We start from the raw sequence: 16,429 nt of genomic DNA on the forward strand, positions 1-16,429 counted from the left end.
GCCCGCAGAAATAGCGTTTGCACCCGTTGACGGCCGACGACTTTACCGATATGTTTTAGTCACGAACTTATCCCTTCAAGCTCAGTGCGGAGTACTACATGTCACCTCAACCCACCCCTGCTGATCGCTTCACCTTCGGCCTCTGGACCGTCGGCTGGACCGGCAATGACCCTTTCGGCACGGACACCCGCGCACCCCTGGATCCCGTCGAAGCCGTGCACCGGCTCGCGGAGCTCGGTGCGTACGGAATCACCTTCCACGACAACGACCTTGTGCCCTTTGGCTCCACCGACCAGCAGCGTGAAAACATCCACGCGAGCTTCCGTGCCGCTCTGGACGAGACCGGGCTGAAGGTTCCCATGGTCACCACCAACCTCTTCAGCCACCCTGTGTTCAAGGACGGCGGGTTCACGAGCAATGACCGTTCCATCCGGCGGTTCGCTCTGCGGAAGGTCCTGGCCAACATTGACCTCGCCGCCGAGCTCGGCGCCGAGACGTTCGTCATGTGGGGTGGCCGCGAAGGCGCCGAGTACGACGGCTCCAAGGACCTCGCAGCAGCCTTCGACCGTATGAAGGAAGGCGTGGACACCGCCGCCGGCTACATCAAGGAAAAGGGATACAACCTTCGCCTGGCCCTCGAGCCGAAGCCCAATGAGCCGCGCGGCGACATCCTCCTGCCCACCGTCGGCCACGCACTGGCGTTTATCGCCGAGCTGGAACACGGCGACATCGTGGGTCTGAACCCTGAGACAGGCCACGAGCAGATGGCCGGTCTGAACTTCACGCACGGCATCGCGCAGGCGCTGTGGGCGGGCAAGCTCTTCCACATCGACCTCAACGGGCAGAAGTCCATCAAGTACGACCAGGATCTCGTGTTCGGCCACGGCGACCTCACCAGCGCTTTCTTCACGGTCGACCTGCTTGAGAACGGGTTCCCCAACGGCGGCCCGCGTTACGACGGTCCGCGGCACTTCGACTACAAGCCGTCCCGCACCGACGGTTACGACGGCGTCTGGGAATCCGCTCGAGCCAACATCTCCATGTACCTCATGCTCAAGGAACGCGCTCTCGCCTTCCGTGCTGATCCCGAGGTGCAGGAAGCGCTGAAGACGTCCGGCGTCGTCGAACTCGGCGAAACGACGCTCGCAGCGGGCGAAACCACCGCGGACCTTCTCGCGGACCGCACCGCATTCGAGGATTTCGATGCAGAGAAGGCCTCAGAGCGTTCCTTCGCCTTCGTCCGCCTCAACCAGCTGGCCATGGAGCACCTCCTCGGCGCCCGCGCCTAAGAGCCCCACCTAAGAAAGTTTTTGTCGCCTAGTTGACGTTATGAAGTGGCTTCAGCAGCAACTAGGCGACAAAACCTTCACACGCCCCCAAGGTTTGAGAACGCAGCAAAGGAACAGTCATGTCGCTGGTAGCCGGAGTGGATAGCTCCACGCAGTCGTGCAAGGTCGTCATCCGGGATGCGGAAACCGGTGAACTGGTTCGCCGGGGCGCGGCGCAACACCCGCCGGGCACGGAAATCCATCCAGAGGCTTGGTGGACCGCTTTGCAGGAGGCCATCGCAGCGGCGGGCGGGTTCGACGACGTCGCCGCGGTCTCCGTTTCCGGCCAGCAGCACGGCATGGTGTGCCTGGACAGCAATGGTGACGTGGTGCGCCCGGCGCTCCTCTGGAATGACACGCGTTCCGCACCTGCTGCGTCGGCACTGGTCGACGAGAAGGGTGCCGAGTGGTGGGCAGAGGCCACCGGCACCGTCCCGGTGGCCTCCCTGACTGCAACGAAGCTGCGGTGGCTTGCGGAGAACGAACCGGAAAACGCCGCGAGGACCGCCGCCGTTTGCCTGCCCCATGACTGGCTCAGCTGGCGTCTGGCCGGGTACGGCCCCGGCTCAGGCACCGACGGGCTGAAGGAGTTGGCAACGGACCGCTCCGACGCTTCCGGCACGGGCTACTGGTCTGCAACTGAGGGGTACCTGGCCGAGGTCCTCGAAAACACGCTCGGGCATGTACCGGTGCTCCCCGAGGTCCTCGGGCCGCTCGACTTCCGGAAAACGCCTGAAGGCATGATCATCGGGGCCGGCTGTGGTGACAACGCCGGAGCGGGGCTGGGCGTCGGAGCGGCGGAGGGCGACGTCGTCGTCTCGGTTGGCACGTCCGGCACGGTGTTTGCGGTGTCTGATAGCCCGGCGTCGGACCCCTCCGGACTGGTGGCCGGTTTCGCCGACGCGACGGGAAACTACCTACCGCTGGTCTGCACTCTCAACGCAACCCTCGTGCTCGACGCGACCGCGGGTCTGCTGGAGGTCGACCATGAGGAATTCTCGAACCTCGCTCTGCAGGCTCCCGCCGGCGCGGACGGACTCACGCTCGTGCCCTATTTCTCCGGTGAGCGGACACCCAATCTTCCGAACGCAACGGGTTCCCTCCACGGTCTGACGCTTCAGAACTACACCCCGGCGAACCTTGCCAGGGCCGCCGTCGAGGGCGTTGCCTGCTCGCTTGCGGACGGGCTCAAGGCCCTGACGGACGTGGGAGTAGTTGCGCGGCGCATCATCCTGGTTGGGGGCGGCGCACGTTCAGCTGCACTGCGGCAGTCGGTCGGCGCCGTCTTCGGACTGCCCGTTTCAGTACCGAGTCCGGGCGAATACGTGGCCGACGGCGCCGCCCGCCAGGCGGCAGGGGCGCTTCGTGGAGCCCTGCCTACCTGGCAGACGAACGACGTCGAACTGGTAGAAACTGAGCCCGCCCCGGAGGTGCTGGAGCACTACCGGAAGCGGACTCATCGAAATGGCACTGCCCTCTAGCGTCCGAAGCTCGTGAGCGCCGGAATATAGGTGACAGCCAGGAGAACGGCGATAGACGCTGCATAGAACGGAAGCAGGGCCTTTACCGTCTGTTCAATCGGCACCTTTGCAATGGACGTCGAGATGTACAGCGTGGTTCCCACCGGTGGAGTGAACAAGCCGATACCGAGGTTGAGGATCATAATCAGCCCGAGCTGGATGGGATCCAGCCCAATGCCTTCGGCAATCGGCATCAGCACCGGAGTCAGTAGCAGGATTGCCGGTGACATATCGAGGAACGCCCCCACAACCAGAAGGATCAGGTTGATCAGAAGCAGGATGAGGAACGGCGACCCGATGCTCGAGAGCAGGGATTGGGTGATCTGCTGCGGCGCCTGCTGAACCGTGAGGAACCAGCTCAGCGCTTCGGACATCATGATCAGCAGCATCACCACGCCGGTCGCCGCTGCCGCGTTCACCAGCGAACTGATGAATCCGCGGAACGTAATGTCCCGGTAGATCAGACGGATGAGGATCGCGTAGAGCGCCGACAGCACGGCTACCTCGGTCACCGTTGCAATGCCGCCCAGCAGAACCACGCGGATCATGATGATGGGCATCAGGACCGCGGGGAGCGCGAGCAGCAGATCCTTCATCAGGTTCCGTGCCGTCAACTTCACCTTGATCCTCGGGAACCCATGGCGAAGAGCCACGGCCCAGCAGGTGATGAAGAAGGCGGTTGCCAGAATCAAACCCGGGATGAGCCCGGACAGGAAGATCGCGGCAACAGAGACGCCGGAGGTCGCGGCGAACAGGATCATCGGAATCGACGGCGGAAGAATGACGCCGATAACGGATGACGAGGCGTTGACCGCAGCGTTGAACGGGCCCGGATAGCCAACCTTCTTGCTCCACGGAATGAGCACGGAGCCCAGACCGGAGGCGTCCGCTACGGCGGATCCGGAAACGCCGGAGAACACCACGGAAGTTGCGACGCTGGCCTGGCCCACGCCACCACGGAACCGGCCCACCAGTTTGGTAGCCAGCCCGATGACCGTCTGACCCAACTTCCCGCTCGACAGCAGATCCGCAGTCAGAATGAAGAACGGTATGGCAAGGAACAGAAAGTTTGACGCCGGCGCGAAGGACTGCTGCGCGACGATCTGCAGCGGGTAGGTCCCCACCAGCGCCAGGCCCGTCATCGTGGACATGAACAGTGCGAAGGAGACCGGCACGCTGATGAGAAGCAGTACCAGGAAGACGAGGATTGCAATTCCGACCTCAAACACCGAGGGCCTCCCTGTGAACGTAGGTGCCGCGAATCGCCGTCCATAGACGTGCTGCGGATTGGATTACGAGGCTTGCGGTCATAAAGAGGTACGCTCCGTAGCTCATCATCAGCGGGAGCCCCAGAATCGGAGACTTCTGGAAGGTGTAGGGCCTGATCATCAATGTGGCGATGTAGAACAGGTACGCGAGCGCGAGTGTGCAGAGCGTCCACACCAGGACGTCGATGTAACGCTGCACCCTGGGGCTCGCCTTCTTGGTGAAGTAATCCACCGCCAGGTGCCCGCTGCGCCCCATTGCCGCCACAACACCTCCGGCAACCAGCCAGGGGAACGCGAAGGTCGGTATCTCCGTCGCGAAGTCGAGGCTGGAGTTGAAGACGAATCGCAGGATTACCGCAACGACCAGCAGCGCGCCGATCACCAGGAAGCCGACGACCGACACTGCGCCACCGACATAGGTAGCCCAGAGGTTTACCTTGTCGGTGACGAGCGCCAGGGGACTGGGCTGATCGAGCGCCTGCGGATTGTTCGGGTCAAACTCCGGTTCCGGGCTCGGAACCAACCCAGTCGTGGTTGTCATTATTCAGCGGCGAATTCTGCTCGGTTCGCGTCGGCCTCCGACACGAACTGTTCAACGAGTTCCGGGTACTCCTCGGACCACTTGTCGTAAACCGACGAGGTGGCCTTGCGGAAGGGCTCCAGCTCCGGAGTGGTGATGGCAAGCTCGCCTTCAAGCTCCGCGTAGAGTTCCTCGCTGCGCTCAAGCATCAGCTCACGCTGCATGTCACGCGCTTCGTCCGCCGCGGTCTGCACCGCCTCCTGCTGCTCGGGGGACAGGGATTCCCACGTGCTCATGCTGATGATGAACGGGGTCACTTCGTACTTGTGGCCGGTGCGGGCAAGGTGTTCCTGCACTTCGTAAAGCTTCGAGGAAGCGATGTTCGTGATCGGGTTCTCCTGGCCATCAACCGCGCCCTGCTGCAGTGCGAGGTACAGCTCGTTGAAGGCCAGCGGTGTCGGGTTGGCGTTGAGTGCATTGAAGATGTCGATGGTCATCGGATCCTCGGGTGTACGGATCTTCAGCCCGGCAACGTCTTCCGGAGTTTCGATGGGCACCTTGCTGTTGGTGATGTCACGAATTCCGTTGTCCCACCATGCGAGTACCTTGAAACCGGCGCTTTCGGCTGCTGTTGCGATCTCGTCCCCGATGGGACCGTCGACCACGGCGTAGGCGTGCTCAGACGATTCGAAGAGGAAGGGTAGGCCGAAGAGCGCCATTTCGGGCACGCTGCCCGAGACTGCGCCTTGGGAGTTTGCGGTCAGATCCAGTGTGCCCGAGGACAGCGAAACCATCATCTCGCTGTCGCTGCCGAGCTGCTCGGATCCCTGCACCTGCACGGTCAGCTGGTCGTCGGTGAGTTCCGCAACTTCCTCGCTGAAGAACGTCGCAGCCTCCGAACGGGGGTTCGTCGGGTCAGCGCCGTGGCCGAGGAGCAGCTGGCGCGATTCTCCTGAGCCACCCGTCTCGCCGCCACCGCCACCGCCGCCGCCGCAGCCTGTCGCCGCGAGTCCGACGACGGCGGCAAGCGCGAGTGCCTTGAGCGCCTTACGACCGGTGTAAGTCTTGTTCGTTGTCATGGGAAGACCTCCTTGTTTTCCTGAAGTGGGTGTGGAGCGTGTTAGTGGATGTGGCTGCCGCCGTTGATATCGATGGTGGAACCGGTGATGTAGCCGGCGTCCTCCGAGGAAAGGAATGCAATCACTCCGGCGATGTCGTCCGTCGATCCCTGACGGCCCAGCGGAACATCGCGGACGATCGCGGCCTCGAGCTCAGGCGTGGTGCCGACACGGATGTCCGTATCCACGGCACCGGGGGTAACAGCATTGACCGTCACGCCCTGCGGCCCGAGTTCACGGGCCAGCGACTTGGTGAACCCTAGAATCGCGGCCTTGGCCGAGGAGTAAGGTACGCGGCCGAATACGCCGCCGCCGCGCTGGGCGGATACGGAGGACATGTTCACGATCCGGCCCCACTGCTGATCCAGCATGCCCGGCAGGAATGCCTTGGTCACGAGGTAGGTGCCTGTTGCGTTCACGGCCATGACCTTGTTCCACAGGTCGAGCGTGGTCTCCAGGAAGGGCACGGGCGAGGTGATTCCTGCGATGTTGGCCAGGGCACCGACAGCCGGAAGCCTGCCTGCAGAAACCTCGGCGTCAACGGCGGCGTGCGCTTCGAGAACTGACTGCTCGTTGGTCACATCAACGACGTGGCCGAAGGCAGGAACTCCAAAGTCACCGGCTATTTCGGCGGCGACCTTTGAGGAGGCTTCACCGTCGAGATCCAGAATGACGACGGCCCAGCCGTCGCGGGCATAGCGGGCAGCTGTCGCCTTACCGATTCCTCGTGGTGAGGCTGCGCCGGTGACGACGGCAGTGCGTTGAGGGTTGGTCATGCTTTGTCTCCTGGGAATCGGGGGATTTGTATCAGTTTTTCGCGGATGCGACGGTATGCGTTCCGTTCGCCTGTTCCGGCATGCTGACTGTTAACAGTCAACTCATTGAAGTGAAGCTTGTCACATTTTTTCCGACTCGTAAAGTCCCTGAGCAACCCATTGACAAACATTCCCGCGATATCGGACAGTGGATCTAGTTAACTGTCAACAGCAGGCCGAATTCCTGCAGCTCTGGAACTCTCCGGCGGCGCGGTACAGTTCCGTAGACGAACCAATTGCCGACACTCGGAGACCGATCAGTGGCAGCTTCATCAATGGCATTATCCGGACTCGCGCGGACCAACCTGCGCGAGCAAGCGGTCACGGCGCTGCGCATCGCAGTCACCACCGGCGAGCTTCCCCCGGGCAGGCATCTGGTCGAAACCGAGCTGTCGGAAACGCTCGGCATCAGCCGCGGCACCCTGCGTGAAGCGCTCCGTCAGCTTCAGCAGGAAGGCCTCGTTACCGCTGATGACAGGGGCCGTTTGCGGGTGCGCAACCTGGACTCCGGTGAGATCGGCGAGATTTTCGAGGTTCGTGCTGCCCTGGAGGCCCTGGCCGCTGAGCGTTTGGCGGCTAGGACCGACCGCAGCGCCGTCGTCGAGAAGCTGACCGCCGCCGTCGCCCACATGGAGCGGTCCCGGAAGGACGGTCTCGATGCGAGCATCGAAGCGGATCTCGACTTCCACCGAACGCTCGTCGAGCTGGCAGGGAACAGCACCCTGATCCACCAGTGGGGGTCCCTCGAGGGCTCGATCCGGATGTCGATCATGTTCTCCGGCCTTGAGCGCGCAGTCGGCAACATGACACCGAACCGCCACCAGGACATTGTGGACGCGATCAAGTCCGGAGATACAGGCATCGCCCGTCACGTGACCATTGAACACATGGAGATTGCCCTTTCCAACCTCCTCGGCACTTCTCCTGAGGAGCCCGCTCAGTAACTCACGGCCGCGCCGATTCCAGGGCTGCTCAGTCGCAGGAAGCCGGCTCCTCGACGGTGCCGTTCTTCCGTTCGAAGTCGGTGATGGCGGCGACCTTGCCTGCGGAAGCAGACTGTTCATCGAAGCGGTAGCCGAGCCATTCCTTCACCAGGCGCTTGGCGAGTTCCAAACCGATCACGCGCTCGCCGACGCAAAGGACCTGTGCATTGTTCGAGAGCACCGAGCGTTCCACGGAGAAGGAGTCGTGCGCGGTAACGGCGCGGATGCCGGGCACCTTGTTGGCACTGATCGCGACGCCGAGTCCCGTGCCGCAGATCAGCAGGGCGCGGTCGGCCCGGCCTTCGGCGATCTCACCGGCGGCCTTGAAGGCAACGCGGGGGTACGCGGTGTCCTCGTCTGCCTGGACACCGACGTCGAGCACGGAGGCAACGAGGTCGCTGTCTTCGAGCACCTGCTTGAGTGCTTCCTTGTAGCGCAGTCCGGCGTCGTCGCAGCCGATGACCAGCCGCAGTGGTGCGTTCATTTGGTTTCTCCCGTCAGTACACGCGCGATCAGCGCGAATGATGTGGCCCCCGGGTCCGGGGTGCCGATGCTTCGTTCCGCAAGCGGACGCGCCCGGCCGAGTTTGGGGCGCAGTTCCGCCGTGCTGCGGGCAGCGGAATCGGCAGCCTCAGCTGCGGCGGCCACTGCCTCCGATGCAGGACGCCCTCCGTCGACCGCTTCACGGAAGGTGGCGACGAACGGGACGACGGCGTCGACCATCGTCTTGTCACCCGGCTCCGCCTTCCCGAGTGCCACCAGCCGCTGCCGGAAAGCTTCGACCGCTTCGGCGAGGCGCTGCGCCGATGGATGTTCTTCGTCGCCGATGACCCGGCCGAACGCCCCGAGGGCGCTGCCCCAGAGCACGCCGGAGGTTCCGCCCGCCTCACTCGTCCAGGCATCGCCGCCGGCCTGCAGCACCGTGCCGACGCCCGCGCCAGCTTCGGCGGCGCGCTGTGCGGCGGCGAGCGCCGCGTCGATACCGCGGACCATGCCGCGGCCGTGGTCGCCATCGCCGGCGATAGCGTCGATCCGTCCGAGCTCGGTTTCGGCATCGTGGAGGGCTTTCCGGACCGACGCCATGAGTTCGAGAGTCTGGGCTGCGGCCGCGCGCGAGGCGTCGGAGCCTGATGCGTAAGCAACGCTGCTTTCCGCAGCGGCGTCGTCGTCGGCGTCCCACTCCGCGGCGGCCATATTGTCACCCTTGCGGTAGGCGGGGGTATCTGCCGGCGCGGTCCAGTACTTTTCCAGTTCCTCGTCGAGCCAGACAAGGGTGAGGGAGACACCGGCCATGTCCAGGCTGGTGACGAGTTCACCGACTTCAGGGTCCACCAGTTCCAGGCCCTGCTCACGCAGCAGCGGCGCCACCGATCCCCACAACACGAACAGTTCCTCGTACTTGGTGCTGCCGAGTCCGTTGAGGATGACACCGACCCGCCCGTTGTGGTCCGCGGGGGCCTCGGCCATGAGTCGGTCGACCAGCAGCCGCGCAAGGTCCTCAGCGGACGGGATGGGCTCGTTGTGCAGACCAGGTTCGCCATGGATACCCAGGCCCAGGCCCATTTCTCCCTTGTCTACGGTGAAGAGCGGAGCGGCTCCGCCGGGGAAGGTGCATCCGGAGAAGGCAGTGCCAATGGTGCGCGTGCGGTCATTCGCCTTGCGCCCGACGCGCTCGACCTCATCGATGTCCAAGCCTGCATCCGCCGCAGCGGAGAGCGCCTTGAAGACGACGAAGTCGCCGGCGATCCCGCGGCGCTTGCTCATTTCATTGACGGGCGCGCTGGCAATGTCGTCGGTGACCAACAGGTTGCGGGCGTCGATACCCTCCTCCTGCAACTGTTCCGTTGCGAGCCCGAAGTTCATGACATCGCCGGCGTAATTTCCGTAGCTGAAGATCACGCCCCTGCCGCTGTGCGCGGCCTTCGCCACAGAGTACGCGAAGTGCGACGACGGCGAGGTGAAGATATTCCCGACGACGGCGGCGTCGGCGAAACCCGGTCCCACAATCCCCGCGAACGCCGGGTAGTGGCCGCTGCCGCCACCCACAATGACTGCGACCTTGGGTTCGGCGGGCTTCTGCCGGCGGGTCACTCCCCCGGCAACTCCCCGGACGTAGCGGGGGTAAAGATCCACGAACCCGCGCATAGCGTCCCCGACGAACTCGGCGGGATCGTTGAATATGTGAGTCATGTCGAGTGCCTTCCAGCGAACAACGGATGAGTTAGGAGGTAGAAAGAGCCGGAACCCGGGTCATAGAACTGCTGCTTTCTGTCGTGACTTCGTACTGATGATGTCGGAGATGTACTTGCCGGCTTTGGCGGCGGCGGCCGGCCGCTCCTCATGGGAGACGTCCCGCGTCTCAAGTTCGAGCGCGAAGTTCCCGTCGTAGCCGGCGTTCAACAGGGCGGCGATGCCGCCGGCGAAGTCGGCGGCTCCGTTTCCGATGGACAGATGGATGTTCCCCGGCACAGCGTCGCGAAGATGCACATGCCGGATGATCGGGGCAAAGCGTTCCACGAAGTCCATAGGGTCGTTGCCGGCAGCGACGATGTGGCTGAAGTCCATGACCACCCCGACGCCGCTCTCCCCCAGCAACTCATGGAGCCTGGAGGCGATGTCGATGTTCCAGCTGAGCCGGAAGAAGTGGAGGGATTCGGTCCACAGTTCCACACCATAGGACTGTGCGAGGCGGGACGCCGCGATGAGTTCCTCCGCAACGAGGGCGAGGTCTTCCTCCAGGTTTGCCACCGGCGCGTGGTCCTGCGCACCGCAGGGAAGCACCAGGGCACGTGCACCGACGCCGGCTGTCAGTGACAGGAGTCGGTTCAGATGCTCCTGACGGGCGGCGCGTGCATCGGCGTCGAGTAGCGCATTGAGATCGCCTACGTCGCCGTTGACCGAACGCACGGCGATGCCGGATTGTTTCACCTGGCCGATGACCTCTGTCACCGCCTCCGCGGTGAGCTCGAAGGGCACATGGTTGCAGACACCGGGCAGCGCTCCGAGGTCAATCTGCTCGAATCCGATGCCGCGGATAGTGGACAGGGCCTCGGGAAGGTCCTGATGCCGGAAGCTGATACTGGAGCATCCCAGTTTGGGATGAAACGTCATCGTCACCTCTCGAGGTTCACTGTTCGACTGTTAACAGTCAACCACGAAAAGGTGAGATCTGTCACGTGAATGCGGACGGTTGACTGAGCGGTCCCCGCGGGACGTGTTGACTCGTCGCTGACGGCATGCGGACCCTGGGCACGAAAGGAATGTCCCGCCGTCGGGCGTGGTTGTTGCGCGTATGAAGCGAATCGGATTCCTCTCCTTCGGCCACTGGTCACCGCTTGAAGGCTCACGCACCCGTTCCGCACGCGACTCCCTCATCCAGGGAATCGAGCTCGCGGAGGCAGCCGAGGAAATCGGCATCGACGGTGCGTTCTTCCGGGTCCATCACTTTGCGCGCCAGCAGGCAGCCCCGTTCCCGCTCCTCTCGGCCATTGCGGCCCGCACTTCGCGCATCGAGATCGGCACGGGCGTAGTGGATATGCGTTACGAAAACCCGCTCTATATGGCGGAGGAAGCCGCAGAAGCCGACCTCATCAGCGGCGGACGGCTGCAGTTGGGAATCAGCCGGGGATCCCCCGAGCCAGCGCTCAACGGTGCGGCGAACTTCGGTTACGTCCCTGCGGACGGCGAGGAACCGGCGGACACGGCACGCCGGCACGCCGAGGTGTTCCGCTACGCGATCAGCGGTGCCGGGATTGCACAGGCCGACCCTCGTCAGGGAGCCGTCTTGCTACCCATCCAGCCGCACTCCCCCGGATTGAGCGAACGCATCTGGTGGGGAGCCGGCACACGGAAGACCGCGGTCTGGGCCGCCGAGCAGGGCATGAACCTGATGAGCTCGACCCTGCTGACGGAAGACACCGGCGTTCCCTTCGACCAATTGCAAGCCGAACAGATCCAGCTGTTCCGCGAAGCCTGGGACGAGGCCGGCCACACCTTTTCCCCCCGGGTTTCAGTCAGCCGCAGCGTCATCCCGATCGTTGACGACGAGGACCGACAGTATTTTGCCCTCAGCGCGCTGCGCGAGACGCGCGACCAGGTGGGCGTGCTCGACGGCGCCATGTCCCGTTTCGGGAAAAGCTACATCGGCGAGCCCGACAGAATCGCCGCGGAACTGGCCGGTGACGACGCCGTGCGCTCCGCCGACACCCTCATGCTCACCGTGCCGAACCAGCTTGGCGTCGACTACAACGCCAAACTGCTGCGGAACGTCGCTGAACACGTTGCGCCGGCGATCGGGTGGGAGCGGAAGGTTGACGTCGATCGTCTTCCCTAGCTAGGCCTCCCAAGAATTTCCCAAGGTTTCTCCATGGGATCCTGCCTACCGTGAGATCTCCACATAGGTCAGGCGCTTCTGGGAGCCAAGCTCGGCCGTCATAACTCGTCCGCGTATCCGTTTTACCGATTGCCTCGAAGGCAGCGCCATTACAGACGGAGACCGGCGATGCCCTCCAGGTCCAGCAGCAACCTGTCATTGAAGGCGCTCGGCGTCGTCGTTCTTTCGCTGATGCTCGGAGTGCCTGCGAGCGCGCAGCCGCTGACAACGGCCTCGTCGTCGTCGGCCTCTCCTACCTCCGCGGAGGAGAAACAGATTTCGCAGGCCTTCGCGGATCTGCCCCTGACCTTCGTTGAGAACCTCGGTCAAACCGATCCTCAGGTGCGCTACCACGCTCAGGGGTCCGACTACGCCTTCTTCTTTACGCCCGAGCAGATCGTCATCTCGCTCAGCGAGGATCTCCCCGTGGGGTCGAATGCCGCGCCCCGCGCGTCGGTCCTTGGCATGAATTTCGTCGGTGCCCACGACGGCGTCCAGCTGAAAGCCGTCGGACCCACTGACGCCCGGGTGAACTATGTCCGGGGCAATGACCCCGGCCAATGGAACACCGGGCTCTCCGGCTACTCTGAAGTCGTTTACGACGAGCTTTGGCCTGGAATCGACATGCGGCTGCGCGGCCAGGACGGCGAGCTGAAGTACGAGTTCCATATCCAACCCGGAACTGACCCCGGCGTGATCGGGCTGGATTACGACGGCGCCAGCAGCCTCACGGTGGACAGCTCCGGTGCGATGCAGATCAGAACTGCGCTCGGGTCCCTGGAGGACTCAGCCCCTGTGTCCTATCAGGAAATCGACGGTGCACGGGTGCCGGTGGCAAGCAGTTTCCAACTGAATGAAGGCACCGCCTACAGTTTCGACGTCGGCCCCTATCAGGCGGAGCACCCCTTGGTCATTGATCCGGGACTCGATTACTCCACCTTCGTTGGCGGCTCTAGCGCTGATCGCGCCGAAGCGATCACCGTCGATGCCGACGGAAACGCGATCATCGCCGGCAGCACTCAATCGACGGACTTCCCCACCACGGTGGGAACCGTTGACCGAACCTTCAGCGGCGGGGTGATGGATGCCTTCGTCACCAAGCTCAACGCTGACGGCTCCGGTCTGGTCTACTCCACCTACCTGGGCGGCACTCCGACGCCCACCCGGAGGGGCACGGTTGAAGAGACGGAGACGGCCCGTGACGTCGCGGTGGACGCTGCCGGGAACGCGTACATCACCGGGCAGACCAGCTCTGGCGACTTCCCCATCACCAGCGGAGCCTTTCAGCAGACGCTGAGCGTGGGGGAACAGACGGCCACCGACGGCTTCGTCACCAAGCTCAGCTCGACGGGAGGGCTGCAGTATTCCACCTTCCTGGGCGGGGCAGCGAGCGACGACGGACGTATCATCGCCGTCGACGGTGACGGCAATGCCTACGTAGGCGGCAGTACGTTCTCTGCCGACTTCCCTGTGAGCACGGGTGCATTCGACGCCACGTTTGGTGGCGGCGAGGACGTTTTTGTTGCAAAGCTGAACCCCGGCGGAAGCTCCCTCGCCTATTCCACCTTCCTCGGCGGGGCGGAGAACGAGCTGTCAGCGGGCATCGCCGTCGACACTGCCGGGAACGCCTACCTGACCGGCTCAACGCGCTCCCTTGAATTTCCCACCACGTCCGGCTCCTTCCAGCCTGCTCATAGCGGCGGCGGTTTCGCTGACCTCTTCGAGGTGTTCGTGACCAAGCTGGATACCACCGGGGGCAGTCTTGTCTGGTCAACGTTCCTGGGCGGCACCCGGGTGGACCGGGCCAACGGACTGGCGATCGACGGCGCCGGGAACGCCTATGTGACGGGAGGAACCCAGTCACCGGAATTCCCGACGACTGCCGGGGCGTTCGATACGGCCTTCGACTCGACCAGCGAATCCTTTGTCGCGAAGCTGCGCTCTGACGGCGCCGCCCTCAGCTACTCCACCTACCTTGGCATCGCTTCCTCCGCGGCAATCAGCGTCGATGCGGCGAATAACGCATGGATCGGCGGCCGGGCCGAAGCCGGCGCAGCCACCACCGCTGATGCACATCAGCCGACCAATGCCGGCAGCGGCGATGCCTACCTTGCACAACTCAATGACAACGGCTCCAGCCTCATTTACGCCACCTATCTGGGCGGCAGCAACAACGAGTTCGCCAGCGGCATAGCCCTCGATCCGAACGAGAATATCTATGTCACCGGGACTACCCTGTCGTCGGACTTCCCGACCACTGCCGGGGCTTTCGACCAGCTATGGGCCGGCGACACCAGCATCTTCTGGGGCGACGCTTTCGTCGCGAAGTTCGGAAGCGGCACAGCTCCGCCGCCTCCGCCACCGGCTGACACCACGGCGCCCACGGTAAGCATCTCCGCACCGGCAGCCGGCACCACGGTGTCCGGGACCACCACAGTCAGCGCGAATGCATCAGACGACGTCGGCGTCACGGAAGTCCGCTTCTTCGCGAACGGGAATGTCATCGGCACCGACACAACGGCACCCCACAGCATCTCCTGGGACACCACCAGCACGGCCAACGGCTCCGCGGAACTCACGGCCACCGCCGTCGACGCGGCCGGCAACACCGGTGATGCCGGACCGGTTACCGTAACGGTCGACAACAGCGCACCCACCACAACAACCACCTCGTTCTCCGGTCGCATCGACAAGAACCAGACGCTCAATCAGACCGTCTCGTCCGGAGCCGGCACCGTTACCTTCAATCTGAACTGGAACGAATCACGGGTGGACCTCGACCTTCGGGTCACAGGCCCCTCCGGAAACGAGGTTTACGTCAACACCAGCAACGCCAGGCCGAAGACGGGCTCTTTCACGGCCACAGTCGCTGGCGACTACCGGTTCTCGCTCATCAACAACACCGACCGCAAGACGAATTACACCCTCGACGTCACGCATCCGGTCAACTCGCCACAGGCGCCGGCCGATACGACGGCACCGACTGTGAGTATCTCCGCGCCGGCGAACGGCACGACCGTTTCCGGAACAGTTCCGGTGAGTGCTACTGCGGCCGACAACGTCGGCGTTACCGAGGTGCGCTTCAGTGTGGGCAACACGCTGATCGGTGCGGACACGACTTCTCCGTTTGGGATTTCCTGGGACACCACCACTGTGGCTGACGGGGAGCACACCCTGACGGCGACCGCAGTCGACGCCGCAGGCAACACGGCCATGTCTGCACCGGTGACGGTCACGGTGGAGAACGTGGAGGAGCCACCGGTGGACAACACTGCCCCGGCTGTGAGCCTCTCCTCACCCCCAGGCGGAGCCACTGTTTCGGGAACGGTGACCGTAGCGGCCACTGCTTCCGACGACGTCGGGGTGTCCCATGTCGTCTTCTATGTCGACGGCACTGAGGTCGGCACTGACGAGACCGTGCCCTACGAGATCTCCTGGGACACCACAGGTTCCACTGACGGTGAGCACGTCCTGACCGCTACGGCCTTCGACGCAGCGGGCAACGCCGGCAACGCAGACGCGGTCGCGGTCACGGTGAACAATGCGCCGCCGCCGACTGATACGACCGCGCCGACCGTGAGTATCTCGACGCCTGCTGCCGGGGCCACGGTCTCCGGCACCATCACCGTCAGCGCGGCTGCCGAAGACAATGTCGGCGTCACCGAAGTCCAGTTCTTCGCGGACGGCACGCTCATCGGCGCGGACACCACCGCTCCGTATGACATCTCGTGGGACACCACCACGACGACCAACGGCTCCGTGGACCTCACGGCCATCGCCACCGACGCCGCGGGCAACAGCGGCAACGCCGCAACTGTCAGCATCACCGTCGACAACAGCGCGCCGGCCCCCGCGCTGGCGTCCCTGAGCCTCGACCCCACGACCGTGACCGGCGGCAACAACTCGACCGGCACCGTCACACTCGACACTGCAGCGCCGGCCGGAGGTGTCACTGTTGCCCTGGCCAGCAGCAACACATCCGCCGCGACCGTACCTGTCAGTGTCACCATCGCCGAAGGAGCAACGGGAGCGACTTTCACCGTCTCGACCAGCACCGTCGGCACGAACACCTCAAGCATCATTTCCGCTACCTACGACGGGGTCACGCGTACGGCCCCCCTTACCGTCACCGCACCCACGCCAACAACAACCACCACCACGTTCTCGGGGGAAATAGACGATAACCAGACGATCAACCACATCGTCTCCTCCGGTACCGGCACGGTGACCTTCGACTTGAACTGGGACGAATCGCGGGTTGACCTCGACGTGCGGGTGACAGATCCCTCCGGGAGCCAAGTCTATCTGGACACCAGCAGCGCACGGCCCAAGACCGGGACCTTTACCGTAACCATTCCCGGTGACTACCGCTTCTCGCTCATCAACAACACCGGTCGGGATGCGGATTACACACTCAATGTCACCCACCCCGTCAGGTAGGCCTGAGGGAGCAATTTCATCGAGATAGAAGCTCTGACGAAAGAGACCGGTTCCGCTTCCGTTGA

12 protein-coding genes are annotated in these 16,429 nt (G+C 63.8%); 5 read left to right on the forward strand and 7 right to left on the reverse strand.

Features of this window, described 5'->3' with window-relative positions; translation table 11 throughout:
* The first annotated feature begins 98 nt into the window (after positions 1–98).
* The gene (gene xylA, locus AC4D1W_RS12070) at positions 99–1,289 is read left to right on the forward strand and encodes a xylose isomerase (RefSeq protein WP_490892034.1); all 1,191 of its coding nucleotides are present in this window, start codon (positions 99–101) and stop codon (positions 1,287–1,289) included.
* 119 nt (positions 1,290–1,408) lie between these two features.
* Positions 1,409–2,809, forward strand: a complete 1,401-nt coding sequence (xylB, locus tag AC4D1W_RS12075) for a xylulokinase (RefSeq protein WP_490898891.1) — start codon at positions 1,409–1,411, stop codon at positions 2,807–2,809.
* Here xylB and AC4D1W_RS12080 read toward each other — a convergent pair.
* From AC4D1W_RS12080 to AC4D1W_RS12095, 4 genes are read right to left on the reverse strand one after another with little or no spacing between them, the layout of a single operon-like run.
* Complete coding sequence (locus AC4D1W_RS12080; RefSeq protein WP_490892031.1) at positions 2,806–4,077, reverse strand: TRAP transporter large permease; 1,272 nt, start codon at positions 4,075–4,077, stop codon at positions 2,806–2,808. The two genes, xylB and AC4D1W_RS12080, sit on opposite strands and share 4 nt — an antisense overlap.
* Positions 4,070–4,657 (reverse strand): TRAP transporter small permease, encoded by a 588-nt coding sequence (locus tag AC4D1W_RS12085; RefSeq protein WP_490892030.1) that lies wholly within the window; start codon positions 4,655–4,657, stop codon positions 4,070–4,072. The genes AC4D1W_RS12080 and AC4D1W_RS12085 overlap by 8 nt, the downstream gene beginning before the upstream one ends.
* The gene (locus tag AC4D1W_RS12090; RefSeq protein ID WP_490898892.1) at positions 4,657–5,715 is read right to left on the reverse strand and encodes a TRAP transporter substrate-binding protein; all 1,059 of its coding nucleotides are present in this window, start codon (positions 5,713–5,715) and stop codon (positions 4,657–4,659) included. Before AC4D1W_RS12090 ends, AC4D1W_RS12085 begins: the two co-directional genes overlap by 1 nt.
* 41 nt (positions 5,716–5,756) lie before the next feature.
* Positions 5,757–6,530, reverse strand: a complete 774-nt coding sequence (locus AC4D1W_RS12095; protein ID WP_490892028.1) for an SDR family NAD(P)-dependent oxidoreductase — start codon at positions 6,528–6,530, stop codon at positions 5,757–5,759.
* Positions 6,531–6,829: 299 nt separating this feature from the next.
* Between AC4D1W_RS12095 and AC4D1W_RS12100 the strand changes: the two genes are divergently transcribed.
* Positions 6,830–7,513 carry a GntR family transcriptional regulator gene (locus AC4D1W_RS12100; RefSeq protein WP_490892027.1) on the forward strand — a complete coding sequence of 228 codons (684 nt, stop codon included), beginning with the start codon at positions 6,830–6,832 and terminating at the stop codon, positions 7,511–7,513.
* A 28-nt stretch (positions 7,514–7,541) separates the two neighbouring features.
* Here AC4D1W_RS12100 and AC4D1W_RS12105 read toward each other — a convergent pair whose 3' ends face one another.
* Genes AC4D1W_RS12105 through AC4D1W_RS12115 form a run of 3 tightly spaced genes read right to left on the reverse strand, consistent with a single transcriptional unit; the run spans position 7,542 to position 10,663 of the window.
* Positions 7,542–8,036: a ribose-5-phosphate isomerase gene (locus tag AC4D1W_RS12105; protein ID WP_490892026.1), complete on the reverse strand. Its 495-nt coding sequence runs from the start codon at positions 8,034–8,036 to the stop codon at positions 7,542–7,544.
* A complete protein-coding gene (locus tag AC4D1W_RS12110; protein ID WP_490898893.1) occupies positions 8,033–9,742 on the reverse strand; it encodes a dihydroxyacetone kinase family protein in 1,710 nt (569 codons plus the stop codon). Before AC4D1W_RS12110 ends, AC4D1W_RS12105 begins: the two co-directional genes overlap by 4 nt.
* A gap of 60 nt (positions 9,743–9,802) precedes the next feature.
* On the reverse strand, positions 9,803–10,663 hold the full coding sequence (locus tag AC4D1W_RS12115) for a sugar phosphate isomerase/epimerase family protein (protein ID WP_490898894.1): 861 nt from the start codon (positions 10,661–10,663) through the stop codon (positions 9,803–9,805).
* A gap of 181 nt (positions 10,664–10,844) precedes the next feature.
* Here AC4D1W_RS12115 and AC4D1W_RS12120 point away from each other — a divergent pair, with 181 nt between their 5' ends.
* Together AC4D1W_RS12120 and AC4D1W_RS12125 are read left to right on the forward strand one after the other, a co-directional pair.
* Positions 10,845–11,885, forward strand: coding sequence for an LLM class flavin-dependent oxidoreductase (locus AC4D1W_RS12120; RefSeq protein WP_490898895.1), 1,041 nt, complete (start codon positions 10,845–10,847; stop codon positions 11,883–11,885).
* A 168-nt stretch (positions 11,886–12,053) separates the two neighbouring features.
* Entirely contained in the window at positions 12,054–16,364 is a 4,311-nt protein-coding gene (locus AC4D1W_RS12125; protein WP_490898896.1) for a beta strand repeat-containing protein, read from the forward strand.
* Positions 16,365–16,429: the final 65 nt, after the last annotated feature.

The organism is Arthrobacter sp. TJ-170, from assembly GCF_058269305.1.